Raw genomic sequence first — 24,697 nt, forward strand, 5'->3', positions numbered from 1 at the left:
GATTCATCCGATGTGGGCAAGGGTCTCGCGCACTCGCAGAATCGCATCCACCGCCGGATCTTCCGGGTCGAATCCCTCGTCGACGATCGCGGCTCGCTCTTCAGCATCCATACCCACTTCGACGTCGCTAGCCGACGTCCGGTTCCGGGAGAAGCCGTGTCCATATCCACAGCTCTGACGACGGCACGCCGCGGCACCGTCTTCCTGTCACTCGTCTGCTTCCCGATCTCCTACATCGTTCTCGCGGACCTCGCACATATCGCCGGTCTCGGCCCAGAGGCAACCTGTGGCCGGTGATGATCGACGGCACGATCACTGTTGGCACGGTGGCAGTGGTCGTCCTCGGCGGCGACCGCACGGCCTGGCCATTCCTGGCCGCGTCGGCGCTCGTCTCCATCGCGGGCAACGGGATTCACACATGACTGACGCAGGGTTCGGGGTTCGCGGTCGGTGTGGCGCTCACCCCCCGGTGTTCCTGCTGTGGTTGACACACCTGACCGTGCGACTAAGACAGCGAGAGGACGTCGAAGTCATCGACACCCGAGAAGAGACGCCGGAAGATCCGCGCGGCCAGGCAATTGAGCTCATCACCGAGGGCGAGCTGTCGCTACGCGAGATCGCACGTCAGCTCGGGACGAACGACCGCACGGTGAGGCGATGGAGGTATGCGGCGCGAACCGAACCCGGCAGTCTGGTATTAGTGAGCACATGACACACCCCGCCGGTTGGTACCCGGACCCGTCGAATCAGACGCAGCAACGCTACTGGGATGGTCGAACTTGGAGTGAGCACACTCAACCGGCCGCACCGATGCCCCCGCCTGCCGTGCCCGCGAAGAAGCAGAAGAGTCCGCTGCGCACCGTGCTGACGATCCTCGGGGTCATTCTCGTTGTCGGCGTCGGTATTAACTTCTTCACCGATGGAACCGACAGCGCACGCGACAGGTCCACGACGGCAGCCACAGTTGCGGCAGACCCCGAAGCCAGGAATCCGGCCAGCTACAGCGAGCTCTCGGACCGCGACTTCCAATTGCTAATCAAGGACCCCGACGCGGCCGCCGGGCAGAAGCACGTGATCTACGGCGAGGTGACACAACTCGACGCAGCTACCGGCGACCGAGGCATGCGCATCGACGCGATGGCAACACCCCCGACTGAAAGGTTCGCCATCGGCGATAATGTGGTCGTGAGCGTCGACGACCCGGAGCTCTTGCGACCGATCGTGTCCGGTGACCGCGTGAAGCTGTTCGCCACAGTGAAGGGCGCGCTGTCGTATGACACGCAGATCGGTGGCAGCACAACGGTCCCCGAGTTCACGGCAGCCATCATAGAAATTCTCCCCTCCTGATTTCGGAACGACTAAAGGCCCCCACTTTGTATGACGTGGGGGGCCTTCTGTTCGGTCGAGTCCGATTAGGCGGTGGGATCTTTGGTGGTGATGGATATTTCGGCTGAACCCTGATGTTCGTGCCGATTCATCGATACCTCAGCGCCATTGCGGACATTGAATGTCCTCAATTGTGTGCAGACTGACCGCATGCGATATTCGAGGGCGACACCACGACGAGTGGATGAAGCGAGCACGTGACTGCGTCGGCAGCGTCGGCGTCCGACCACCCACCGACGTGGAAGTTCGACTACCCGATCGTCCACGCCGAAACTCGAGCACAGTGGCGCACCTGGCTGGCGGACAATCACAGCTCGACCCGAGGCGTGTGGCTGTGCTCCTGGCGGAACACCCTCGACCGATCCCGCTGCGTGTACCCCGATGCCGTCGAGGAAGCCATCTGCTTCGGTTGGATCGATTCCACCAGCAGCATCCTCGACGACGAGCGCAGCCTGCAGATGTTCACGCCGCGCAGGCCCAAGAGCCAGTGGACCCGCCTGAACCGGAAACGCGCCGCCGATATGGAAGACCGTGGTCTCATGACCGACGCGGGTCGCCGCGCCATCGGTGCCGCGAAATCCAACGGCTGGTGGACGATTGCCGACCAAGTCGAAGACCTCGTGGAACCACCCGCGTTGGCGACGGAGCTGGACAGAGATCCACGCGCCCGAAGCAATTGGGACGGCTTTCCGCCCAGTGCTCGCAAGCAGATGCTGTGGTGGATCATCAGTGCCGTGAGAGAGGACACTCGCGTAGGTCGAATCACTCAGGTCGTCGCGGAGGCCGCGGCCGGTCGACGAGCCCGCGGCTGAGTGCCGTCGACCGAGGTCACGTCAGCACTGCTCTTCGGTACAGCCACGACCAATACACCAGCAGCACAGCAGCATTCGCTCCGAACCACACCCACGTCAGAAACGCCGCCACCACGCCGGTGACGAAGAAACCCAGTACCAGTGCCACGACCCAGGCGAGGACGTAGGCAACAATCGTGACGACTGCCGCGACTGCGTACCGCCCCGGGGACTGCCGGACCGTAGCCGACGCAGCGCGGAACGGATGTCGTTGCCCGTCGGCCACGGCCGGAAGCACCAGCAGCACAACCAGAATCACGATGACCGGAAGCAGCGGGAACAGAATCGCCAGCGCAACGGCCACCAGAGTCGAGCCCACACACCACACCAGGACGCGCGGCCGCCGCCATGCCCGACCCAGCGCACCGCGGACGTTGCCGTCGACCACATCGAGTGCCGTCGATGCGGTGATCCACAGGGCGACCACCAGTGCCGCGGCAGACGCCGCAACCAGCCCACCGAACCCCACGGAGGATTCTGGAACGGGATCGCCCAGGACTGTCAGCGCCTGAATCAGCGCAGACACGAGCACAACGGCAGCGAGCACCGCACTCCCCCTCACGGCGCACCGACCGTCGAATTGCGGTCGAGCACGTCCTGCACAGACCCCGAGTAGAGAACCTCCGTACCGACCTTCACCTCGACGGTGCTCGCGTCGTCCGACGTGGCGGAACCTGTGATCGCCTCGTTGTCGGTTGTCTCCCCGAGACATTCGATGTCTGCTCCGGTACCGGAGCAGACCGGCGCGACCAGTATCTCGATTCCCTTCTCGAACAGAACGTCGTTCACTGCGTAGCGGAGGTCCCCGAGTTCGGCACCGCCGACCGGCGCGAGCGCAGCGGTCTGCGAGCATCCCGCGCACGCCACCACGGCGGCGACCAGGAGAGTCTTCCTGCACACTCCGTTCATCGGCCCTGCCTCGTCTCGTAGGCGATCAGTCTCGCGTGCTCGTCCAGGTGTTGCTGCTCGAGCGCGGCGTCGGTGATGGCATTCAGATCGAACGGCGCAGGCAGGAGCAATTCGGTGTTGCGATCCAGGCGCGACCCTCGACGCATCAGCGGATTCTCGGCCCAGTCGTTGGCCGCCAGTTCGCGGCTTCGGGACGCCAGATCCAGGTAGCTGCCGCTGTTTCCCGGTGTGATCGGTGACGCGTGATCGAGCACCGTGGTGAACAGCGACAAAGTTCCGTCCCGGTTGTCGACGATCTCGACCACCTGCTGCTGCTGCGGGAAATCGATGCACGATGCGGTGGTGATCTCCCAGAACCCGCGTCCGCCGCTCGAATGCGCCAGAATCTGGTTCTGATGGGTGTGGCCGTTGAGCCAGCCGATCACCACGGGATACTTCAACAGCAGATCGATGAATTCGTCTGCGCCGTAGAGCTTCCCCGATTCTCCCGGACGCTGCGCTCGGTTCTCCAGCGTGAGACTGTTGTGATGGGTGTAGATCAGCACGAGCTTGCGCTCGGCCTGCGCTTTCTCCAATTGCTGGGTGAGCCAGTCGAATTGATTCTCGGGCACCGCACCGTCGGGGCCGGCGACGGCGTTGCAGGTGTCGAGTCCGAACGTTCGGATGTTCGGGGTGGGGTCTGCCGCCCACCACGTCTCACCGGAGTCGAGATTGTGCTGGGTGAAGCCGTGTCCGATCGGTCCCGGTGTCGGGGTGGTCTCGAAGTGCTCCTGCATGAACTCGCGTTGCTCGAACAGGTACCGCGCCGGGTCGGCCGACACCGCGCGAAACCCCGATCGCGCACCGGATCCGACGCCCAGCGCATCGACCATTCTCTGCAGTGGACTGGCCGTCGATGCGTAGCCGGCCAGGGCGGAGGTGGCCGTCGCCTCGAGGGTGTACGCCTTGCGGCCCCCGACGGCGAGCGCGTGCAGTTGCGAGGACAGATCGAAGGTGCCGAGCAACAAAGTGTCGTGGTTGCCGTAGACCGAGTACCACGGCACGGGCAGACCCACCGATTCGACGGTTCCCGACATCGCTTGGGTGAGAAGGTCGGGAAGCGTCGGGAATCCGTAATCGCCGAACGACCCTCCCGAAGGATCACCGGGTCGGTAGGCCCACTGCGCCTCCGGCCAGGCCTGAACACCCTCGAAGATGTCCGCGGCCCCACTCGTCGGCCGAACCGGGACGCCGTCGAGAACGTCGATGTACCAGCGTAATTCGAGGTGCGAATGCATGTCGGCACTGTCCCCGGTGACCACGGCAGCCCCCATCGGGGCGCCGGTGACCGGGCTGATCCGCGCGTCCGCGAACGCTTTCACCATCGCCGCGGTGACGTGCACGGTCAGCGGGTCCTGCGGATGGAACGCCGAACCCCATGCGGCGTGGTCGGAGACGATCATGGGCTCGATGCGGCCGGGCGATTGGGCGTCGATGACGTGCATGTCCGACAGGTGCCCGAGGTAGAGCAGCGACCGTCGCGACTGCACCCTCGACGGGTTCGGCGCTCGGCCGAGAACGTCGAGGCGTGCGACATACGGCTCCCCCGGACCGGCACCGAGCACGCGGTACTTCCCCGGCCCTGTCGACGATCGCAGGATCGTCTGCGCGAGTGTTCCGGTTGCGCCCACGTTCACGGGCTGGGCGTGCGCCGCAAGAGCCTGACCCAGCACGTGGGGTGCGATACCCCACACCGCCGCGAGTGTCCCCACTCTCGCCACGAATTGCCTACGCGACAGCCCGGTCATGGAACTCCTCGGATCCGAAAACGGCACCACGTGCGCCTCGCATCCGACGAGGTGACTGCCTATTTTTACAGGGCAGACGGCAGATCGGCTCGATTTCGCCGCGTTCAGGGCACCACGGTCACCGGCCACCGTCCCGCTTTGACCAATCGCACCGCCACCGAGCCGGCGATTCGGTGTCCGGCAGTCTCGGACGCCCCCACCACGACGGCGTCGGTACGCAATTGCTCTGCCACGGCGATCAGCCCGTGGTACGGGTCACCCTGTGCGGTTCGGAACTCCCACCGCACGTGCTCCCGATCCCCGAACCGGGCGGCCGACGTTCTGATGTAGTCGAGCAGCTCGTCGGCTATCTCTTGACCGGTTTCGACGAGTGAGATGCCTGCCTGGCCCCACGAGGCCGTCGCAATGGGTTGCACGTACACCAGCACGAGCAGCGACCGCTGCCTACGAGCGAGCCCTGCCGCATAGGCAGCAGCGCGCCAGGACGAGTCGGACCCGTCGACGCCCACCACGATCGATTTCGGTCCGTCGTGGCCGTACTCGAACCCGGTGGACTCCTGCGCATCGCTCACGACCTGAGGCTACTGCCGAGACCCGACTGTTCGTACCCCCAGCCGCCTGGCGGTACGGTAAGGAGCACCTACGCCCGGTTATCGGGGAGACGGTTCCACACGCGACGGGAGAAGCAATGAACGACGACCGACAGTTCGACGCCCCGTCCACCGACCCGGCTACTGTGTTCGCGGCCCTGGCCGACATCGTGTACCGAGGTACCACCGCCGAAGAGGTCTACACCGCACTGTGTAATGCGGCCACGCTGTTGGTCCCGCATTGTGACCACGCCAGCTTGATGTTGATGCGCCACGGGAAGGCTGTCACGGTCGCAGCCTCGGACGACATCGCGCGTGTCGTCGACGATATCGAGCGCGCTACCGGCGAAGGACCGTGCCTGGACGCGATCACCAGCGAGGCAGCCCAGCTCGAAGCCGACTTCCGCACTCCCACCCAGTGGCCGGCGATGGCTCGCGGTGTGTTGAACCGGACGCCGGTACGAGGCGCGATGGGATTTCGGCTCAAGGTCGACGAACAGAAGGTGGGCGCGCTCAACCTGTTCACCGATCGTCCCGGCGTCTTCGGCTCGGACAGTGTGGACAAGGCAGTCATTCTGACGGCTTTCACCTCGATCACCGTCGCCGCCGTCATGAACGGCGAAGAAGCGTCGACGCTGCGCGCCGGCCTCGAGAGCAACCGTGAGATCGGCAAGGCGATCGGCTTGATCATGGCCCTGCACGACGTGAACGGCGACGAGGCGTTCGCGTTGTTGCGCAAGTCTTCCCAGGATCTGAACGTCAAGATCGCCGATCTCGCGTCCACCGTGGTCGCGCGACACAGCAAAGGCCTGAAGGGCTGATCGGCAGCGCTCAGTGTGCGCCCTGAACCTTTTTGGGAAGCGCGAAGACCAACGCCAGCGCAATCACACTGAACGCCGCGCTGACAGCCATTGCCATGGCTGCTCCGTGTAGAAAGCCCGACCCGACGGTGTCGGGCCCGGTGATCTCGAGCGACCCGAACAGCACGCTGCCGATCACTGCGATGCCGATCGCCGAGCCGACGCGCTGCATCGTGGAAATGACGCCGCTCGCGGCTCCCGCGTCGTCGCGATCGACGGTCGCGACGATGAACTGCGCGTTGGGTGCGATGAACGCACCGTTGCCGAGACCCGCGATGAACAGTGGCACCATCAGCGTCCAGTGCGAGATCGTGTCGGCGGAGCTGGTCGCGAGGATGATCCACAACCAGATGAGCCCGATCGAGACGAGGGACGCGCCGAGTATCAGTACGGTACGCCCGAGTCGGATCGTCAGCCTGTTGCTCTGCGAGGCGGCGATGATGCTGCCGATCGCGAAGGGTATGGACACCAGGCCCGATGCCAGTGCCGTGTTGCCGAGTCCGGTCTGCCACAGCAGCGAGATGGTGAAGAAGATGCTCGTGAAGGCAGCGAAGTAGACGAGCGCGAGGATCACGCCTCCGGTGAACGCCGGACGGGTGAACAATCGAGGTGGTACCAATGGATTCTGTCCGCGGCCCGTTCGGATCACTTCCCACCAGCCGAACAACGCGATCAGACCGAGTCCCGCTGCGATCGTCAGGTAGGTCCACATGGGCCAGCCCAGTTCCTGGCCCTCGATCAGCGGAACGAGCAGCGCGATGAGACCCGCAGAGATGAGCACCAGTCCGAGCCAGTCGATTCCTGGGCGCGCAGACGGTTCGGTATCGGTCTTGCCCGGAAGCAGTACTGCAGCCGCGACGAGACCGACGATCCCGATCGGCAGGTTGACCCAGAAGACGAGCCGCCAGCCGTTCTCGTCGCCGAAAGCCTGGATGATCAGGCCGCCGGCGATGGGACCGAGCGCGGTCGACACTCCGATGACGGCACCCATGATGGCGAAGGCCTTGCCCCGCACCGGCCCTGGGAACAACAGCTGGATGAACGCGGTGACGGCGGGAACGAACATGCCGCCCGCCAAGCCCTGAACGACTCGCGCGACGACCAGTTGCAGATCGTCCTGAGCCAGCCCGCACGCGAAACTCGCGAGGGTGAAGAGTGCCAGACCGGTGAAGAAGACCCACTTGTGACCGATGCGGTCGCCTACCTTGCCCGCCGGGATGAGAGCCAATCCGAAGGCAAGTGCGTACCCCGAGATGATCCACGACAGAACCGATTCCGACGCTTCCAAGGTGGTGCTGATCGTCGGGAGTGCCACGTTGACGATGGTGGTGTCCAGCAACGCCATGAACATCCCCAGCAGCAGAACCACGAGCGCTTTCCAGGCGCGTGCGGGCACCTCCGTCGAGGGTGGTGTTGCCGGGGCAATGCTGTCGGTCACAGTGCTGTCCTTCGTCGTTGTCGCCGAGCAGTATCGGCCGACCGATCCTCGGTCACTGTCCGATCATTGCCGACGCGACGAAGACCCACGACAGTCCTGTGGCCAGAACCACGAACCCCGATGCCACTATCCGGCCGCCCCATACTGTCTCCACGAGAGCAGTCTCCGCGTGAGCGGTCACCCCTGCCGTACCCGTAGGTGTCATGATCTGTTTCCCACTCTGCATCCGCGACCCTCGCCATTTCCGGCCGGTGGATACCCCGGGAACCCGCACCGAAACTACGGTGCTGCGACAACCGCCTCCACCGCGTCCAGAAAGGGGTGCTGGGAGGCGAGCAGTTTCGTTCTCGCCTGCGCCAGCGGAAACCACTCGACGCGATCGACCTCGGGAAACGACTTCATGAGACCGGATTTCGGCGGCCATTCGATCTCGAATGTGTTGCTCACCGCATTCGAGACATCCAGATCGGCCTCGACGCCGAACGCGATGACGATCTTGCCGCCGCGCTGCCTGACGGTGCCGAGTTCGATGTGTTCTCCGGCCGGCACATCGACACCGACTTCCTCTCGGAATTCTCGGCGGGCCGCCGTCCAGGGGTCTTCACCATCGGTGATCAGCCCCTTGACGATGGACCAGGCCCCGTCGTCCTTACGCGCCCAGAACGGTCCTCCGGGGTGAGCGATCAGGACTTCCGGACCGTCGACGCCGACGCGGTACAACAGAATTCCTGCACTGGTGTGGACCATCGCCTCAGCCTGCCATCGATTCGGAAGGAGAAGTCCTTCGCGCCGTCGTGCCGCGAACCCGGGTAACAGTTATTGTCTACCGATGCAGGAGCGTGCAGCGTCCACCAGGCAGGCCGTACTCCAAGGGGCCGCCGCCAGTTTCGAGAAGTTCGGTTACGGCACAGCAAGTTTGAGCACCATCATCGCCCATGCCGGGGTCAGCAAAGGCGCGATGTACTTTCATTTCTCGTCCAAGGAGGATTTGGCGCAGGCAGTTATCGACGCGCAACTGTCCATGGCGGCGAACGCGAGTGCCCTCATCATGGAGCGGACGCCGAAGGCCTTGTATGCCTTGATCCTGGTGAGCAAGGAATTGGGACGCCAACTGCAGACCGAATCCATCGCCCGCGGGGGTATGCGATTGACGCTGGAGTCGGCCATCGCCGACAGTCCCAATGCGCGCGCGTTCGAGGACTGGATCGGCAAGATGGGTGATCTGGCCGCACGTGCTCAGGCCGAGGGCGACATCGTCGACGGTATCGACGCGCACACGCTCGGTCGATACATCGTCGCCTCGTTCACCGGCGTCCAGACGGTGTCGGAGATGTTGACCGGACGCGCCGATCTACAGCAGCGGCTGACCGAGATGTGGCAGATGTTGCTGCCCTCGGTGGTGCCGCGCCGACGCCTCGCGCGCGTGATGGCAGTCGCCGAAGACGCCCTTATCGACTGGAGCGATCGGTAGGTGCCAACCACGGTTCGGACGTCACCGTGACGGACATCGCAGACAGCACCTCCCCGTCGTGCTCGAACTGAATACGAAAGACGCCGTCGGTGGAGGCCGTGTCGACGATCACCGTGCACGGGTTGGTCCACTCGGCGAATCCCATGAATCTCACCTCGCAGGAGGTGAAATCCAACGTCGGTGTTTCGGTCGCCAGACGCAGAGCCTGACGGGCCGCTTCGAGCATCGTCACTCCCGGCAGATACTCGACCGAATGGTCGAACATCGCCAGGTTTCGCGGATCCGGCGCGACGACGATGGTGCCGTCGGATGTGTGCCGTGCCAGCACCACGTCGGACGGATCGAGACGTCCGACGGAGGACGCCGGGACCACCTCGGTTCCAGCCGGCAGGAAACGGAAGTGGGGGTCGGCAACGGTCGACTTGCGGAACTGCGAATACACCTCGGGTCCGATGGTCCGCACCGACGCCGTCCCCGACGCGACGAGGTGGGTGCCGTTCAGGAGTCGGGCAGACAGCTTCATGTTGTCCAGCGACTCGTTCTCGAACACCACGTCGGTCGTGATCGACTCTGCGACCAAGGAATCGTCGATGTCGTCGACCGAGAGCGGGTCCAGGATCTCGAAGCGGGAGTGCTCGATGAACACCACATGATCGAGTGGCACCCCGTGGTTGACGTGGCAGAAGAGGCTGATCGCTTGACGCAGAGCCTCGGCCACCATCAACGAGTCGTGGGTTCTACGCACCGGCGCGAACATGCGATGCGACGTGGGGAACTGAACGGCCGCCCGATGGGTGCCCTCGACGGTCTCGTAATCGGTCAACAGAACGTCGCCCGGCGACCTCCGATGCACGAGGTGCCGTGGAACCGTTGCTGCGTAACTCAAACTCATGAAGCCCCTTAAAACCGACCGACCCGGTTTTTTATAGCACTGTTGAGCCACCGGGATCGCTCGTTCAGTATGTCGCGGGAGACCGACAAAACTGGCATCGGTTGGCGGGATTCATTCAATCGATATACAGAAATAACCATCACGATCTGTTAACTGACTCGAACTCTCGGTACCACTTGTTTCGCCACGTTCACGGACGGTGCCGGGGGGCTCATGCGGCTCACTCCAGACAGCAAAAATCCCCGCCCGGGCGAACCGAACGGGGGCTGCGCTCCCCCATGACGGCGCTCATCGAAATTCCCCACTGACGCTCACTGAAATTCCCCACCCGTGTGGCACCGCCAACGAGGGCGGGTCTCCCCGGATGCTGATGGTCTCTGACCACACACCAGCTACCCGAAGGAGACCCGCTCCTCATGCTTACACGGGAGGAAGACGTGGAAATACACGCCCTGCATCAACGAGGCTGGAAAATCGCCGACATCGCGAGACACACCGGCCGCGACCGCAAGACCATCCGGTCCTACCTCAACGGGACGACCACCCCTGGAGTGCGTAAACGCAGCATCCCGGACCCCTTCGGGGTGTTCCTCGCATACGTCACCGCGCGCCTGATCGACGACCCGCACCTGTGGGTCCGCACGTTGTGCGACGAGCTCGAAGACCTCGGCTATTCGATGTCGTATCAAACGCTGCACCGCAAGATCCGCGAGCTTAAACTCCGTCCGATCTGCCAGGCCTGCCTGACCGCCACCGAAAGACCGAACGCGGTGATCGATCACCCGCCGGGTGAAGAGACACAATGGGATTGGGTCGATCTACCGAACCCGCCCGCCTCCTGGGGGTGGGGTTCGATGGCGCATCTGTTCGTCGGAACGTTGGCCTGCTCGGGCAAGTGGCGCGGGGTCCTCGCCCCGAACATGACCCAACCGCATGTCGTCGACGGACTCGACCGCATCTGCCGAGGCCTCGGCGGAGTCAGCCGCGTCTGGCGGTTCGATCGGATGGCCACGGTCTGCCACCCGGAGTCGGGCCGGGTCACGGCCAGCTTCGCCGGCGTCGCGAAACACTACGGTGTCTCCGTCGCGATCTGCCCACCCCGCCGCGGGAACCGGAAAGGTGCGGTGGAGAAGTCCAATCACACTGCAGCGCAGCGGTGGTGGCGCACGCTCGCCGACGATCTGACCGTCGAGCAAGCGCAAGCAAGCCTGGATCGGTTCTGCAGTCTGCGCGGCGACACCCGGCTGCGACCGACGAAGGACGGGAGGGCGTCGGTGGCGACGATCGCCACCACCGAGGGGTTGCATCCGATGCCGGCGACGGCGTATCCGGCGATCCTGACTACCGACCGGACCGTGTCCCGCCAAGCGCTGGTCTCCTATCGCGGCAACCGGTACTCGGTTCCACCCGAACTCGCCTGTGCCGCAGTGACAGTGACGCACGTCCTGGGCTCCGATGTCATCGACATCGTCACCACCTCCGGGATCACCATCGCCCGACATCACCTCGCGGCGGATGGCACCGGTGCGATGGTCCGCGATCACGGGCACATCTACGCCCTCGAGCAAGCGGCGATGTCCGGTGCGAACACCGGCCGCCCGCACCGCCGCAAAGAACGGATCCCACCCGGACCCGACGCCCTCGCCGCAGCAAACACGCTCCTGACCGTCACCGGCACAACACATCCCGAATCGCGAGACATCTTCGACAAAGTCAGTGCTGCAACAGAATCCGACACCGAAGGTGCGATCGTCTATGACCTGTCGATCTACGAACGTGCTGCACACGGAAGGAACACCCTGTGATGGCCGACAAGAAGACAGGCGACCGGATGCCGGCACCGAACACGGCCGAAGCAGCGAGTCTCTATCAACGCCTGCGTGGCCACCTCGCCGTTCTGAAACTGCACGACGCCGCCGAAGCATTGCCCTCGGTCCTCGACCAAGCAGCAGCGGAGGAACTGTCGATGACCGCAGCGTTGGATCGGTTGCTTTCGATCGAAGTCGAGGCCACCGAGGCACGCCGGTTGACCGGACGCTTGCGGTTCGCCTGCCTACCGACACCGGCGTCGCTCGAGGATTTCGACTACGACGCCGCAGCCGGTGTCGACCGCAAGCTCATCGACGAGCTCGCGACCTGCCGATACTTGGAGACGGCGACCAATGTGCTGCTCATCGGCCCGCCCGGGGTCGGGAAAACGCATCTGTCGGTCGGGCTCGCGCGAGCTGCGGCGCATGCCGGGTATCGAACGTATTTCACTACCGCCGCCGATCTCGCTGCCCGGTGCCATCGAGCTGCACTGGAAGGGCGGTGGGCGACGACGATGCGGTTCTACGCCGGACCGACCCTGTTGGTGATCGACGAACTCGGCTACCTTCCACTGCCCGGTGAGGCAGCGTCGGCGCTGTTTCAGGTTGTCTCGCAACGGTATATGAAAGCCTCGATCGTGATGACCACCAACCGTGGTGTCGGATCGTGGGGTGAAGTGCTCGGTGACAACACCGTCGCAGCAGCCATGCTCGACCGGCTCCTGCATCGCTCCGTTGTGCTCAACCTCGACGGCGATTCCTACCGACTGCGAGACCACAACGCCAGATCGGAAAAGCTCCGCAAAACCACCACCCGAACCCGCCAACCACTACAGTGAAGACCGCTCACGAGTGGGGAATTTCGGTGAGCGCGGTTGGGGAATTTCGCTCAGCCTCTTCACCCACCTGGACTCGAACCAGGAACCCTTCGATTTAACAGACAGTTCCGATGTGACCTTGGGGGATCGTGATGAGTCGTAGCAGTACACCTAAAGTGAGCTTCTCTTTCCCAGCCACCACCGAACCGGTCGGCATAGACCTAGTCCAACTACTCAAGGCGCTCAAACTCGGTGCGCTCGCCAACACGCTGCCCGCACGCGCTGCCCGGCAACCACAGAGGTCACCTTGGTACCGATTTTTGCCGCCCTTTCGAGGAGATAACGCTTACGCCCAGCTCAGGCGCATCGAAAGAGGCCGACTCGGTAGGCCCTAGTACCCGGAGGAGCTTGAAGCACCTTCCAGAGTCTCCAAACAGTCACGGTCCGGTTGGAGGGACAGCAATCTGGTCGAGCTTTGCAATTGCGATTACTATGCGACCACGAAGTACCAGATTTCTTCTACCGATGAGTCCGAACACTATTCGAAGGTCTTTTGCAACTGATCGAGCGTGATATTTTGGTCCGAATGATGTCCCTCCGTGCTTTCTGCTGGCTTCGCGGGCTTCCGCGAACTGTGGCGAGTACTCCCAAGACTGGACCAAGGCGGCCGCCTCCAAAAGCAATACCGCTTCTTCCACCGTCTCCCCAGATTGGTTGAGATACCGCGCCCACGCGCATGTCAGCGGAATTAGCGTCGCTACCCATCCGTGGCCGATGGTGTTAACAATCCGAAGAAGGGACCGCACGTGTTCCGTCTTGGAAAAGCCGGTAGTTGTCAGCTGGTTGTAATTGACTAGCGAGGAGGCACTGATGACACTTCCGTCTAGAATCGCTGCACTCTCCAGCCAGGTCAATGATTGGGTGAGTTTCGCACCGGGATCTGGTTCGCATGAGAACTTGGTCAGTACAAAAAGCCGCATTGCCAGTCGGTGAAATTGCTCCGCTGTGCGTTGACCCCTGTCAATTGCAGCAATGGTCATCATCGCTGCCTCGTGCCAAAGCCCGTAAGCGACACGCTCGTCTGTAGTGAACCGAGCCGACCATTGCATCGACAACCCATCAATCGGGCGGAGCAGTCGATGGTTCGATGCCTCGCTCCCATCAGGATTGGCAGCGTGCATTAACCGTATGCACTCTTCGTCGTCGGGTTGCGAGGCAAGGAGGTTCTTCAGCTCAGCTACTGCGCCGTCTCGCTCCGAGTCCGGCGCTTCATCTTTGACCCACGCGAAAATTCTGGCGGCCGCATAGTTTCTGCGTCTGGCCCGATCTTCTGGATCGGCGCGAACCACGAGCTCGCAATAGCGTAGGATTCGCGTCGGCGCACCTTGCACAACCCCAAAATGGTGCGCAACCTCAAGTAGGACACACAAGTTGGACCACCCTGACACGTCAATTCCCCAACTCATGGGGGTCGCTGCCGAGCGGTCCTTGCGCGAAAATATATGAGTAAGTATCGCCAACTCTGCCCAGTTGACAGCTCGATCAATTAGCGCCCTTGCTTTCTCGCGTTCAACTGCGTACGCGACCTGGCCGAATGCAAGATATACCTCACTGTGACCATCTTTACTCGCAATCAGAAATTCCTCAAGAGCCGCGAGGTAATTGTTAATTTCCTCAGAGTCAAATTCAACGGCGGCGCGCAAGGCACTGGCCAATGCTTCGTTCGCAATCGACCCGTTGTGCACAGGACGGAGTACCATTTCTTGCGCTCTACCTAGTAAACGGATAGCAAGTTCCCGCATGCCCTGAGGTGGTACGCCGCTGACCGCACCACCTGTCATTGCTCGCGTCACACCCAGCACCACCTTCTCGGATATTGAGTCAAAGAATGCATTTTGTGCTCCATAAACTCTCACCGCCGATACCAAGACCCGTACAACGTACGCTGGCAAGCCGCTCGGCCCTTTACCCAGCCCAATCAGTATCCATTCGCTCGCCGCCGCGGCAGATTTCTCGGACCCTGCCGAAATCGCATGCCACAGTGCATCCGCGTGACGCACCTGATCATCTTGCGCATTTCGGATAAGGGTTTGCGCGGTTCGCCAATGAAGATCTTGCCGGTAGCCGTCGTGCGTCAGCGGAAACGACGAGTCGATCGCGATTTTAACTGCGGAATGTGCGAAGCCAAGTCTCCCGTCCAGACCGCATTCGCAAATTAAGCCGCCGAAGCTGCGGCGAACGACCGCGACGTCCAATTCCGTAACGCCCATGGACACCGCAAGGTCCACTGGCGCAAGCCCACTTCTCGACAAAGCCAATCCACCCAATATTGCATTCGTAGGGTTCAGCCCAAGTTGCTTACCTATCCGAGATATTTGGCGTTGAATCATGCTCGGCATGTCGTTCGGCAGTTGGGCGACTGTTTGCTCGACTAGATCGCTGAGCGCCCTCACTGGATCACTATTGTCAATCACCGCAAAGTCTCCCTCACCGAGAGACGTGATCTCGCCCAGCGCAAGCTGCAACCAGAGCGGAGACCGCGGCCGATCCGCCAATAACATGATTGCGCGCTGAGGAAGAGTTCGCTGAAGCTTCTTGACAAGCGCGCTTGCGGCTGTAGCACTGCTAGGCACCGACAGTGGCCCGACCTCGACGATGGCGAACCCGTTCGCACGCAACCGCCTAGCGTGCTCGTGGTCTGTCGTCGTAACAAAATGAGTCGCGGGCATACCCAGCACGCATCCGAGATCTTCACGAGCGCCCCCCAGGTCGAGGCTGTCCACGCCATCGATACCGACTACAAGCCCATCACGATTCTTGACCTCGTTGCGCCACCAATCTAGGAGTCCGCGATCATCCACCGAGGGCGGGGGCGTCAGACCCAATTGAGAAGCGAGGCGGCGAACAACCCCAGAGTTCGAGGTCAGAAGCTCGGACGATGGGATTGCTGCCCGAAGGACGATTCGAGACTCATTGACTTGATCAATTGCTTTGCACCAGATCGCAGATTTTCCGATGCCGGACTCACCGAGCAAACACACACTCATTCCCGCACGCAGCAAATTGACTACTTGATCGATCAACGTCTCGCGTCCTTCGACGACAACGCGAGACTCGAAGAACAACGACTCAGCCGCTGCCAGCGGATTGGCTGGACGCTCAGGGAGTGCCCTCGCCCGCTCAACTGCAGTTCGTATTAGAAGCTTCGTGGCTAAATCGGTGAACGGCGCAAAATCCGAAATTTGGCCGGATTCTGCTTTCAGTACATAGTTGTTAACGGACCATTGCGAATTCGACGAGGCGGTCGAACTGATACGATCACGTAATCCGTGCACTAGCGTAAGGTCGTCGTCCTCGAAACCAACGGGTTTTCTGCCGTCGATAGCTCGAAAGAAAAAAAGGGTGTGCATTGCCTCATCGGGCGATGCGAATGCGCCGTATTCAATCTCAAGAGCTGTTGCAGACATTCCGGCAGGATCTACATCCAATCGACTACCCGTTATATTCGACGCAGCCATTAGTGACGGAACCCAGCCATACCGTTGTCCCACTAGACCGACAAAAAGAGGACGCGCTCGCTCGATTTCATCGAAACACACACTCAGCACTCGAGCGTATTTTACGTCGTCCTCCATGTCGATCACGTCAGCACCCACTCCCCACCGAAGGTCGATCAGATCGACTCGACAACCGAATTCGCGGAGCGCATCGTCAATCTGCGGGGCAACTTCGCGCACCAGTATGTCGCGTTCGCGATGGAAATCACGAAAGGTTGACGACAAGAATATCGGAATCGTGGTCACTTAGGCCTTCCAACTTCGATGACTCGGTCGTGCACTTTTCAGTATTACGATTGGACACGTCCCGTTCGCGAAGCCAGCCAGGTTGTGTGTTCGCGACTGATCGCTTCTTCAGCGTCCGCGGCTACAAGCGCCCAGCGGTCTTCATTTACACTGCTTAATCTATTTGCTTGAATTCCGAGTTCCATGGTCGCAACAGCGTAAGCAGATGCGAGCGGCGAAAATTGTTTGACTGCAACCCAAGCTGCTCCCGCGGCGATACCAGACGCGAGAAGTCCAGCAAAATCAAAGTGCCATCGCCCGAGCAGCGCGCCGGCGGCAAGGACCACCGCTACCACCTCGGATGTAATCAGCAACATACGCCACGTGTTGGCTTGTTTGCGGTTATAGCGCGCCTTCTGTGCATACCAGTCCTTCTGATCTAGCGTCCTGCCGTAGATGTAGGCCGCTCGACGGTCCACAAATTCGGCACTGCGAAGAAGGTCCATTTTGGGTGTGATTACTTGATCTGCGGAATCGAAGATCACAACGTCGGCGATTTCACGAGTAATCTCCACCATCCGTTCACGGAAGACTTCTTCTGCTTCGGCGCGAGGCATCTCGACAGGGAACGGATCCGAACCGATCGAGTATCGCCAAGCCAGCGTCTTCGCTGACTCCGCCACGGCACGACCGTCGTACCAGGATCTTTCAGGCTTGCATACCCAAGACATAAGCTCGCTGACCAAGGCTACGCTGAACCCGATCAAAACTATCGCTGCAGCTAAGTCGAATCGTCCGACATGCCAAGTGAGTACACCCCCCAAAGCAGAAAAGACGCCGCCTCCGACTTTGGTGCGGGTCAAGAAAAGGGCCATATGCTGGCCACCCCGAGACGCCACGTCTGCATCGATCCATACTCCTGGGAGATCACTATCCGTGAGTCGGCTGATCAATGATTTTGCGATCGGAGTGCGCGACTGTTGTCACGAAGGTCGGCACGGGTTGTTCGCGCGTCGTACGCGGCTTCGATTTGCTCGGCAAGCAAAGACGTGCTGGCGGGGTACTTCCACCAACGGGCGTACCCGACTTGTCCATTAACATTGTCCTCGACGCGGGGTGGGAGCTGTTTGGCATGGTAGTTGGCGGCCGATGCAAGCGTGACTGCCAGCAAGCCGCTGGCAGTTGCCGTCGAGGTATTGCGAAGAGATGCGGCAACCTCCCAGTCAACAAACTTGCGCCCCCAAGTCTCTCGGCCTACGAGGACCAGTGTCACCGTCGTGTCGCGTAGATACTTCGCTCGAATTTGTGACTTAATGTATTCGTTGTCCGAGCTGTTAATGATGTCACCAGACATGCTCGCGCCAATTCCCCGAGCAATCAAAATATCTTGATCGTGATCAAACGTCTGAATAAATTGTTGCACCTCGCGCTCGTCTGAATGATGGTACGAGATGAAGCATTTTCGCCGGGTCTGGTTTGCCAGAGTTCCCAAAGCCTTCTCCTGTCTTCCCGCTCGTCTGCGGTTTGCATTGGGTTCGAAGGTGAGCGTCTTTAGCACCCTGATTTGAGAGCGGAATCCCCGTCATGGTGCCGGATATGGTGCGTCACGACCAAGCCTCAGGGCCTACGACGTAGGGGCACTTCGGCCATAATCCCGAGCGCACTTACGCGGAGGGACAGGCCAATTGCCGCCCCGTCCCTGTTGGGCTCGATGCGCCGCACATCAGTGTCCACAAGTGGAGCGTCGACTGCGACTTCAATTGGTCCGGTCACGACAGCGCTGAAACCCCATGACTCACCTCGTTTCAGCAAGCCAGGTGCGATTCGAACTACTGCCTGGTCAGCCACCGTCCCTATTGCGGGTGAGGATATGTTGACATCGCGCTGGGTCAATGTGAGTCCGTAGAACGTCTGGTCAAATTTCACCGCGATAGAACGGCCACCATCAAACATGTCGGATGACACGTCACGCGGGCCCGAGTTTCGGAGCGTCACTGCCACCAGATGTGGGCGTATAACTGGGACATCGCGGTAGGTCACCTCAAGCAACCCCGCTCGTGTGTCGCCCGGCAGCATTGGCGTTGCGTCGACTTCGACGTCCACACGCGCTCGCCGACTTCCCCAATGTCTGGTCGCTAGAACTGATATCGGAACAGCCAACATCGCGACCATAAGACCGCCTAGGCCTAGCACCTCGCCGAGTTCCATTGACCTCCCCCTCCGCCCCACCAGAGACCCCGATAGCTGCCCCGTCCGTGTACTTCCGGATCGATGATGCCAGCATCCAGACGAATCCAGACGGAAAAGCACCTACCGTCGTTACTTCGGTCTAGCGCCGACACCGACGTCCTTGAAACTCCCAGTGTCACTGGGTTAGCTCTCAGCCGAGACCTCCGATTCAGCGAGACCAAGTGCGCGCAGCAAGTTCAGGGATCAATGTCAAAGTTGCTGAGCACCTGGCTTGCGGAGGATAGCACTTGAGATCTACTGAAGCGCCCCCAGCAACGCTGCAAATTGTAATGAGATGTCAAGCGTGCCAGGAATTCGCAGGAGATAGCCGCTAGGCGAATCATTTGGGCAGGTCACTCCCGGTCCTTCAGCCCGCCACCACTTCGCCCTATAGCGACACCAGCTCTGCGATCTTCGTAGCAATGACTTCCATCGAATCTTCTGAAGTGTCCAAACCGTTTCGCGAGCCGAGCAGCGGGCTAACTTTTCGGACTTCGTCATACGTGGTTCCGTGTACAACAGGTATCAGCTGGTCACGTGCCAAAAGCTCCGAGAGCTCCTTGTCAGAAACCCCCCGGTTGTCGACGCGCTTCAAAAACTCGGGAGTGATTAGGACGAGCCCTGCACGTGATCGTGCCAAGCCTCGGTCAATCTCTCGCATGAAGGGTTGCCCAAGCAATATGTCCTTCTCGCTGAACCAGACGGACACCCCGTTCGCCTTGAGCAGGTCGCTCAGCTCAGAAGCAGCGCCGCGCCGGTCGTCCCAAGCATGGCAGAGAAAGAGATCACGCAGGTCCGGTTGCAGACCCACTGACTCGACAGTGCGCCGGTATGGAGTAAGGGCCCGGACTTCAGCGGTCGTGTAGTCCACGGTCGAAATACTGGGGGACCACCTCGGCCTGGTCTCGCTTCGTCCGGACGCAACCCCCGAACTGCCTCCACTATCGCGTCGAGTCATGGGGTACGGCCGCCGCGTCGAGTAGCTCCTGTACCTTCGGCCGCGGCATGCAGGACAGGCTGCTTCTGCGCTAGGTGATCGGTGGCCTTGGACTGGAGCTGTGCACCTGGTCATAGCTGGATTCTACTCGGTACAAAAGTGTTCAGACAGCAGCGCTAGCTCCCCCAAAACGCGGATACCTCCCGCAAGAATTGAGATGCGTCTTGCAGTTCGGCACCAAGTGCCCTTTGTTTCGCGTCCCTGAAGCATTCCCAGATTCGGTCTGCTAATTCGACGAACTCATATGTGAACTTTTGGAAAAATAGTAGATCTGCGGTACGACAGCTGTACGCCGAGGCGAGCGCCCGAACCACGTTGTCGGACAGAATATTCCCGCCCGACATGCTTGAGCACTCCAGGCAAGATTGGTCAGCGAAGTCAGCGATGAGTCGCCGTTTTGCTGCGACTTCTCGCAGCACCCGAGCGGGATCGTGACGGGCGATGTGTGTTGCCTGCTCCGCCTCGACAGCCGGAAGCAACCCCTCCGAGTCGCACGTGACGTAGCGGTAGTCCATGAAGCCGGGCTGTCTGGCCCGGATGCATCGGGTGCGTAGACCTCTCCGCGTCAGGGAGCGTCGTAGTCACCTCCTCCGTAGTCCCACCTGCCGTAGTTCTCAGGCTTCCCGTTCGCAGCAGTCATCGCGACTTGCTCGTCCTCATCGAGGCGAGCCTTTAAGAACACCAACAGCCTCAACGGAACTCACCCCTCCACCAGCCGTGGTGCGTGTTGACCAACCACTCATCCACTGCTTTCATGTCGACTCGATCAGGCCAAGCCGAGACCGAGGCCAGTTGCTGCAACCTGTCGTGCAGGTCGTCCGTCCGCTCGAGTGCTTCTTCCTTGGTGTGCTTCCCCTTTCGCAGGTCGGTCAGCCACGTTCTGTCAGGCTCCGGCATGGGCAGTGCGACGCGCCCGGTCGACATCAGCTCAACACCCTGAAGCCCAAGCCTCACTGCGTGATACGCGAACTTCGTGTCGAAGCCGTGCACATCGACAAGCTCCGGCCGGTTGGTTCGCTGCGACCTCAGACCGAGCATCCGTTCTTTCTGTGCCGCGAGGTATCCGGCGAAGCGATGGGCTGCCTGGTTGGAGATGAACATCTCCGGGTAAGCCTGGATGTCTCTACCTACCTCCGAGATCGTGGCGATCTCCTGGGGCGGAATGAACAGAAGCAGTAGCACCGTGGGGTTTCCCTGTGCGGCGAGTCGCGCCCACTTCCGCAGTTAGTAGACGACGAGATCGAGATCGCCCACTCCCGAGCCAACGCCTTCGGGCTGTATCCGAAACTGATATTGCTCGAACTTCTCGTTGCCGATGACGTACTCGGGCGGTTCGATGCATAGACCCATGTCGTCCCGGTCGTCGCGTCCGACGATGGTCACCCCATGGAGGCCCGAGCCGACCTGGCCGCGCATCACGGTGTTCTCTTCAGCAATCAGTCGATGTTGTTCTGATCCGTGGGCGATCGTTCCCAGCAACTGTGTCATCGTTTCCTCTCGTCGTCTTTTCCTGGACGGAAGTGACGCGAAAAAGCAGTGCCCATCGAGGAATTTCACTGAGCCACCGAGCCAGTGGGCAAGAAGTCCGCCGTCAGCGGTGCTGCCAAGGTTGGCCACGAAGTGAACCGGAGTGACGCGTGAAGCACCACCCCAGTAGGAAAGACGGACTATTCAGCTGTCAGTTGTCGGACAATTACTGCTGCTCCTGGAGAGCACGAACTGCTGCATTGCCTGCGTCCACTAGCAGGTGGAACTCGGCCACATCGACGAACAAGGCCACATTTGCGCCGCCGTGGATTTGTACTGCCGACACGAGACGGTCGATGCCGAGGGTGTGGTGCGCCGCAAGTACGGCCCGAAGCCCGGTGCTGACCTCCAGGATCAGATGGACTTGCTGATGGCTACCGGAATCCGCATATCGGAGCTGCTCGCTCTGCTGTGGGAGGACGTACATCTCAACGCCGAGGTTCCGACGATCGTCGTGAACGCGAACCTGGTGCAACCCCGATCCGCTGGGGAGAAGTTGATCCGTCGGCCCCACCGTAAGGGTGATGCTCCCCCGCTGACGATCGTGATCCCGAAGTTCGCTGTGGACATCCTCCGTCGACGCCGAGAGGCCCTCACCTTCAACAAACCGAACGATGCCGTCTGCGTACCATCGACCGACAACTGGGTTTCCCCTGCCAACGTTCGGCGATGCTGGCGTGGTGCACTCGGCAACGACTTCGATTGGGAAGACACACAGCTTCCGCCGGACTGTGGCAACACTCGTGAAGGCTCAGTTCGGAGTGGAGGCGGCACAGTCTCAGCTCGGTCACGCCAACACCGCAGTAACGGACGCGTACTACGTGCAGCTGACGAACTCGGCAACCGGCATGACCTAGGCACTCGACACTATCGCACCGTCGGGGCGGCAAGGCGTGGGGCAGGTGCGGGGTTCGGCAACCTTCGGCCTGGAACAGAAAGAGCCCCTCACCTGAACGTGCAGGTGAGGGGCTATCCTTGCGCTCCCCCACCTGGACTCGAACCAGGAACCCTTCGATTAACAGTCGAATGCTCTGCCAATTGAGCTATGGGGGATTACCTCGCGACGTCACACTCTCGTGCGAGCCGTTGGAAACAATAGCGCACACCCCCTGCCGAGTACCAAATCGCCCTGCTCGAGGTTCGTCGGGCAAGATGGAAGAACAGCCGCACGCTCTAGGGAAGGACCTACTGATGATTCGTTTGGTACTGGCGGCTGGAGCTGCTTATGTGCTCGGCGCCAAGGCAGGACGGGGCCGGTACGAGCAGATTCGCAAGACTGCGAACGCCGTTGCGTCGAGCCCCGCCACCAAGAAGGCGATCGAGGTCGGCCGTCAGAAGCTGTCCGATTCCCTGAACACGCAACCGCGGCTCGAGCCGATGCAGCCGATCGACGACGAGACCCAGGTCTTCGTTCCCCGCGATCAGCTGCGGCGTTAACCGACCTCGGCCACACTTCCGACGGCGAGCTCGAGCAGACTGCGGCGGTACTGTTCGAGGGCGATGAGGTCGCCGAACAACGCGTTGTAGTCGTCGGGCTTCTCCACCGGTGACATGCGCTGCAGTTTCGATTTCAGTTCGGCCACTTGTTGGCCGACCCACACCTCCTGCAGCCGTGCGAGTACGCCCGAGATGTAGCGGGTGAGGGCGTCGTCGGCCACGCGCATCGGGTCGACGGCCAACTCGGTGACCAACGACACGACAACGGCGTCCTTGGCCTGTTTGGCCACGGCGTCGACCCACTCCCCTCCGCCCAGGCCTGCAGCGGTGCCGCCGGCAGCGGCCACCGCGTCGCGGACGGCCGAATACGCCGGATGGTGGAAGCTCTCCGGCGGCAGTGAATCGAACACCGTGCCTGCCACGGCAGGCATCTGCAGCACCGCCTTGAGCGCTTCTCGCTGCGGCCACAGTGTCGGATCGGTGGGATTGGGACGCGGAGGACCCGTAGGGACCGGTGCCGGAGCGGCCTGACGCTTCTCGAACGGGACACGTTTGCCGCTCGTGTCGCCCCTGGCACCCTTCTTCGCCTCGTCGCGCACTCGGGCGAGCACCATCGCGGTGTCGTCCCAGCCGGTCCACCCGGCCAACTGCCGGGCGTACTCGTCCCGCAACGACGCGTCCTTGATGCGGGCAACCACCGGGACGGTTCGCTTCAGTGCCTCGACGCGACCCTCAGGCGTATCCAGATCATGTTCTCGCAGAAGTGATTTGACCACGAAGGCGAACATCGGGGTACGCCTGGCGACCAGATCGCGAACGGCGTTGTCGCCGGACTTCAGTCGTAGGTCGCACGGGTCCATTCCGTCCGGGGCCACGGCTACGAACGTCTGACCCGCGATCTTCTGATCACCCTCGAACGCCTTCATCGCGGCGGCCTGGCCGGCTTCGTCGCCGTCGAAGGTGTAGATCACTTCCCCGCGAAAGTAGCTGTCGTCCATCATCAGTCGACGCAGCATCGCCAGGTGGTCCTCGCCGAATGCGGTTCCGCACGACGCCACCGCAGTCTTGACCCCTGCCAGATGCATCGCCATCACGTCGGTGTAGCCCTCCACGATGACGGCTTGATGGGACTTCGCGATTTCCTTGCGCGCCAGATCGAGGCCGAACAACACCTGAGACTTCTTGTACAGCATGGTTTCCGGGGTGTTGATGTACTTGCCCGGCATCGTGTCGTCGTCGAACAACTTGCGCGCACCGAAGCCGATGACGTCGCCGCTCTGGCTGCGAATGGGCCACACCAACCGGCGCCGGAAGCGGTCGATGGGCGTTCCGCGCTTGCCGGGTGTCGCCAGCCCCGCGTCGACGATCTCCTTGGCCTCGAACCCCTTGCCCAGCAGGTGTTTGGTGAGGGTGTCCCAGCCGTCGGGTGCGTACCCACAGCCGTAGGCAAGGGCAGCGTGCCCGTCGAAGTTGCGTTCGGTCAGGTAATCCCGCGCGGCCTGTGCGTCGGGGCCACTGAGCCTGCCCGCGTAGAACTCCTGCGCTGCTGCGTTGGCGGCGATCAGTCGCGCACGGGTGCCGCGGTCGCGCTGAACCGACGGGCCTCCGCCCTCGTAGGAGATCGAATAGTTAAGGCGGTCGGCCAGTTGCTCGACGGCCTCGACGAACGAGATGTGCTCGATCTTCTGCAGGAAGGAGTAGGCGTCACCGCCCTCGCCGCAGCCGAAGCAGTGATAGTGACCGTGATTGGGGCGAACATGGAACGACGGGGATTTCTCGTCGTGGAAGGGGCACAGCCCCTTCATGGAGTCGCCGCCCGCGCGCTTGAGCGAGACGTAGTCGCCGACTATGTCCTCGATCCGTGTGCGTTCGCGAATGGCGGCGATGTCGCGTTCAGGAATTCGGCCGGCCACGA

The 24,697-nt window shown here is 61.6% G+C and carries 27 protein-coding genes, 1 tRNA gene and 1 pseudogene; 12 read left to right on the forward strand and 17 right to left on the reverse strand.

Annotation, left to right across the window (positions count from 1 at the left end):
- The first annotated feature begins 156 nt into the window (after nucleotides 1–156).
- From R3P95_RS14470 to R3P95_RS14485, 6 genes and pseudogenes are all read left to right on the forward strand, one after another.
- Entirely contained in the window at nucleotides 157–297 is a 141-nt protein-coding gene (locus tag R3P95_RS14470; protein WP_317548613.1) for a hypothetical protein, read from the forward strand.
- Complete coding sequence (locus R3P95_RS14475; protein ID WP_317548614.1) at nucleotides 294–422, forward strand: hypothetical protein; 129 nt, start codon at nucleotides 294–296, stop codon at nucleotides 420–422. Before R3P95_RS14470 ends, R3P95_RS14475 begins: the two co-directional genes overlap by 4 nt.
- Complete coding sequence (locus R3P95_RS26145) at nucleotides 419–712, forward strand: sigma factor-like helix-turn-helix DNA-binding protein (protein ID WP_394855422.1); 294 nt, start codon at nucleotides 419–421, stop codon at nucleotides 710–712. The genes R3P95_RS14475 and R3P95_RS26145 overlap by 4 nt, the downstream gene beginning before the upstream one ends.
- Nucleotides 709–807, forward strand: a pseudogene (locus R3P95_RS26150) (DUF2510 domain-containing protein); the annotation flags it as partial. The gene R3P95_RS26145 and the pseudogene R3P95_RS26150, both read left to right, overlap by 4 nt.
- 54 nt (nucleotides 808–861) lie before the next feature.
- Complete coding sequence (locus tag R3P95_RS14480; RefSeq protein ID WP_300518041.1) at nucleotides 862–1,347, forward strand: hypothetical protein; 486 nt, start codon at nucleotides 862–864, stop codon at nucleotides 1,345–1,347.
- Nucleotides 1,348–1,583: 236 nt separating this feature from the next.
- A complete protein-coding gene (locus tag R3P95_RS14485) occupies nucleotides 1,584–2,198 on the forward strand; it encodes a YdeI/OmpD-associated family protein (RefSeq protein ID WP_317548616.1) in 615 nt (204 codons plus the stop codon).
- 16 nt (nucleotides 2,199–2,214) lie between these two features.
- Here R3P95_RS14485 and R3P95_RS14490 read toward each other — a convergent pair whose 3' ends face one another.
- From R3P95_RS14490 to R3P95_RS14505, 4 genes are all read right to left on the reverse strand, one after another.
- Complete coding sequence (locus tag R3P95_RS14490; RefSeq protein WP_317548617.1) at nucleotides 2,215–2,784, reverse strand: hypothetical protein; 570 nt, start codon at nucleotides 2,782–2,784, stop codon at nucleotides 2,215–2,217.
- An 11-nt stretch (nucleotides 2,785–2,795) separates the two neighbouring features.
- A complete protein-coding gene (locus R3P95_RS14495) occupies nucleotides 2,796–3,146 on the reverse strand; it encodes a hypothetical protein (RefSeq protein WP_317548618.1) in 351 nt (116 codons plus the stop codon).
- A complete protein-coding gene (locus R3P95_RS14500) occupies nucleotides 3,143–4,933 on the reverse strand; it encodes a TIGR03767 family metallophosphoesterase (RefSeq protein WP_317548619.1) in 1,791 nt (596 codons plus the stop codon). Before R3P95_RS14500 ends, R3P95_RS14495 begins: the two co-directional genes overlap by 4 nt.
- A gap of 104 nt (nucleotides 4,934–5,037) precedes the next feature.
- Nucleotides 5,038–5,505 carry a universal stress protein gene (locus R3P95_RS14505; RefSeq protein ID WP_317548620.1) on the reverse strand — a complete coding sequence of 156 codons (468 nt, stop codon included), beginning with the start codon at nucleotides 5,503–5,505 and terminating at the stop codon, nucleotides 5,038–5,040.
- A gap of 116 nt (nucleotides 5,506–5,621) precedes the next feature.
- Between R3P95_RS14505 and R3P95_RS14510 the strand changes: the two genes are divergently transcribed.
- Nucleotides 5,622–6,344: a GAF and ANTAR domain-containing protein gene (locus tag R3P95_RS14510; protein ID WP_269593819.1), complete on the forward strand. Its 723-nt coding sequence runs from the start codon at nucleotides 5,622–5,624 to the stop codon at nucleotides 6,342–6,344.
- Nucleotides 6,345–6,354: 10 nt separating this feature from the next.
- Here R3P95_RS14510 and R3P95_RS14515 read toward each other — a convergent pair whose 3' ends face one another.
- Nucleotides 6,355–7,821 carry a DHA2 family efflux MFS transporter permease subunit gene (locus tag R3P95_RS14515; protein WP_317548621.1) on the reverse strand — a complete coding sequence of 489 codons (1,467 nt, stop codon included), beginning with the start codon at nucleotides 7,819–7,821 and terminating at the stop codon, nucleotides 6,355–6,357.
- A gap of 279 nt (nucleotides 7,822–8,100) precedes the next feature.
- The gene (locus R3P95_RS14520; protein ID WP_269593817.1) at nucleotides 8,101–8,568 is read right to left on the reverse strand and encodes an NUDIX domain-containing protein; all 468 of its coding nucleotides are present in this window, start codon (nucleotides 8,566–8,568) and stop codon (nucleotides 8,101–8,103) included.
- Between the two features lie 82 nt (nucleotides 8,569–8,650).
- Here R3P95_RS14520 and R3P95_RS14525 point away from each other — a divergent pair, with 82 nt between their 5' ends.
- Nucleotides 8,651–9,292, forward strand: a complete 642-nt coding sequence (locus R3P95_RS14525; RefSeq protein ID WP_317548622.1) for a ScbR family autoregulator-binding transcription factor — start codon at nucleotides 8,651–8,653, stop codon at nucleotides 9,290–9,292.
- On the opposite strand, the gene R3P95_RS14530 is transcribed toward R3P95_RS14525, so the two are convergent.
- The gene (locus tag R3P95_RS14530) at nucleotides 9,270–10,184 is read right to left on the reverse strand and encodes an AfsA-related hotdog domain-containing protein (RefSeq protein ID WP_149406187.1); all 915 of its coding nucleotides are present in this window, start codon (nucleotides 10,182–10,184) and stop codon (nucleotides 9,270–9,272) included. The two genes, R3P95_RS14525 and R3P95_RS14530, sit on opposite strands and share 23 nt — an antisense overlap.
- A 416-nt stretch (nucleotides 10,185–10,600) precedes the next feature.
- Here R3P95_RS14530 and R3P95_RS14535 point away from each other — a divergent pair, with 416 nt between their 5' ends.
- Entirely contained in the window at nucleotides 10,601–11,989 is a 1,389-nt protein-coding gene (locus R3P95_RS14535; protein ID WP_317548623.1) for a Mu transposase domain-containing protein, read from the forward strand.
- Nucleotides 11,989–12,831, forward strand: coding sequence for an IS21-like element helper ATPase IstB (gene istB, locus R3P95_RS14540; protein ID WP_317548624.1), 843 nt, complete (start codon nucleotides 11,989–11,991; stop codon nucleotides 12,829–12,831). The genes R3P95_RS14535 and istB overlap by 1 nt, the downstream gene beginning before the upstream one ends.
- Nucleotides 12,832–13,247: 416 nt before the next feature.
- Here the strand turns inward: istB and R3P95_RS14545 are convergent, their stop codons facing one another.
- The 8 genes from R3P95_RS14545 to R3P95_RS14570 form a co-directional block, all read right to left on the reverse strand.
- The gene (locus R3P95_RS14545; RefSeq protein ID WP_317548625.1) at nucleotides 13,248–16,613 is read right to left on the reverse strand and encodes a DUF4062 domain-containing protein; all 3,366 of its coding nucleotides are present in this window, start codon (nucleotides 16,611–16,613) and stop codon (nucleotides 13,248–13,250) included.
- A gap of 44 nt (nucleotides 16,614–16,657) precedes the next feature.
- Nucleotides 16,658–17,545 (reverse strand): DUF4231 domain-containing protein, encoded by an 888-nt coding sequence (locus tag R3P95_RS14550; protein ID WP_317548626.1) that lies wholly within the window; start codon nucleotides 17,543–17,545, stop codon nucleotides 16,658–16,660.
- Complete coding sequence (locus R3P95_RS14555; RefSeq protein WP_317548627.1) at nucleotides 17,542–18,084, reverse strand: TIR domain-containing protein; 543 nt, start codon at nucleotides 18,082–18,084, stop codon at nucleotides 17,542–17,544. Before R3P95_RS14555 ends, R3P95_RS14550 begins: the two co-directional genes overlap by 4 nt.
- A gap of 1,125 nt (nucleotides 18,085–19,209) precedes the next feature.
- Nucleotides 19,210–19,692, reverse strand: coding sequence for a toll/interleukin-1 receptor domain-containing protein (locus tag R3P95_RS14560; RefSeq protein WP_317548628.1), 483 nt, complete (start codon nucleotides 19,690–19,692; stop codon nucleotides 19,210–19,212).
- Between the two features lie 242 nt (nucleotides 19,693–19,934).
- Nucleotides 19,935–20,333, reverse strand: a complete 399-nt coding sequence (locus R3P95_RS26155) for a DUF6221 family protein (protein ID WP_394855423.1) — start codon at nucleotides 20,331–20,333, stop codon at nucleotides 19,935–19,937.
- 175 nt (nucleotides 20,334–20,508) lie between these two features.
- Complete coding sequence (locus tag R3P95_RS26160; protein ID WP_394855424.1) at nucleotides 20,509–21,000, reverse strand: DNA polymerase beta superfamily protein; 492 nt, start codon at nucleotides 20,998–21,000, stop codon at nucleotides 20,509–20,511.
- 42 nt (nucleotides 21,001–21,042) lie between these two features.
- Nucleotides 21,043–21,435: a hypothetical protein gene (locus R3P95_RS26165; RefSeq protein ID WP_394855425.1), complete on the reverse strand. Its 393-nt coding sequence runs from the start codon at nucleotides 21,433–21,435 to the stop codon at nucleotides 21,043–21,045.
- A 76-nt stretch (nucleotides 21,436–21,511) separates the two neighbouring features.
- Nucleotides 21,512–21,772 (reverse strand): hypothetical protein, encoded by a 261-nt coding sequence (locus tag R3P95_RS14570; RefSeq protein ID WP_317548630.1) that lies wholly within the window; start codon nucleotides 21,770–21,772, stop codon nucleotides 21,512–21,514.
- Nucleotides 21,773–22,076: 304 nt separating this feature from the next.
- On the opposite strand from R3P95_RS14570, the gene R3P95_RS14575 reads away from it, so the two are divergent.
- A complete protein-coding gene (locus tag R3P95_RS14575) occupies nucleotides 22,077–22,202 on the forward strand; it encodes a hypothetical protein (protein ID WP_317548631.1) in 126 nt (41 codons plus the stop codon).
- A gap of 123 nt (nucleotides 22,203–22,325) precedes the next feature.
- On the opposite strand, the gene R3P95_RS14580 is transcribed toward R3P95_RS14575, so the two are convergent.
- Nucleotides 22,326–22,398, reverse strand: a tRNA-Asn gene (locus R3P95_RS14580).
- A gap of 138 nt (nucleotides 22,399–22,536) precedes the next feature.
- Between R3P95_RS14580 and R3P95_RS14585 the strand changes: the two genes are divergently transcribed.
- The gene (locus R3P95_RS14585; protein WP_068052299.1) at nucleotides 22,537–22,782 is read left to right on the forward strand and encodes a hypothetical protein; all 246 of its coding nucleotides are present in this window, start codon (nucleotides 22,537–22,539) and stop codon (nucleotides 22,780–22,782) included.
- On the opposite strand, the gene dnaG is transcribed toward R3P95_RS14585, so the two are convergent.
- Entirely contained in the window at nucleotides 22,779–24,695 is a 1,917-nt protein-coding gene (gene dnaG / locus R3P95_RS14590; protein ID WP_317548632.1) for a DNA primase, read from the reverse strand. The two genes, R3P95_RS14585 and dnaG, sit on opposite strands and share 4 nt — an antisense overlap.
- Nucleotides 24,696–24,697: the final 2 nt, after the last annotated feature.

Source organism: Rhodococcus cercidiphylli, assembly GCF_033042225.1.
Classification (GTDB): domain Bacteria; phylum Actinomycetota; class Actinomycetes; order Mycobacteriales; family Mycobacteriaceae; genus Rhodococcoides.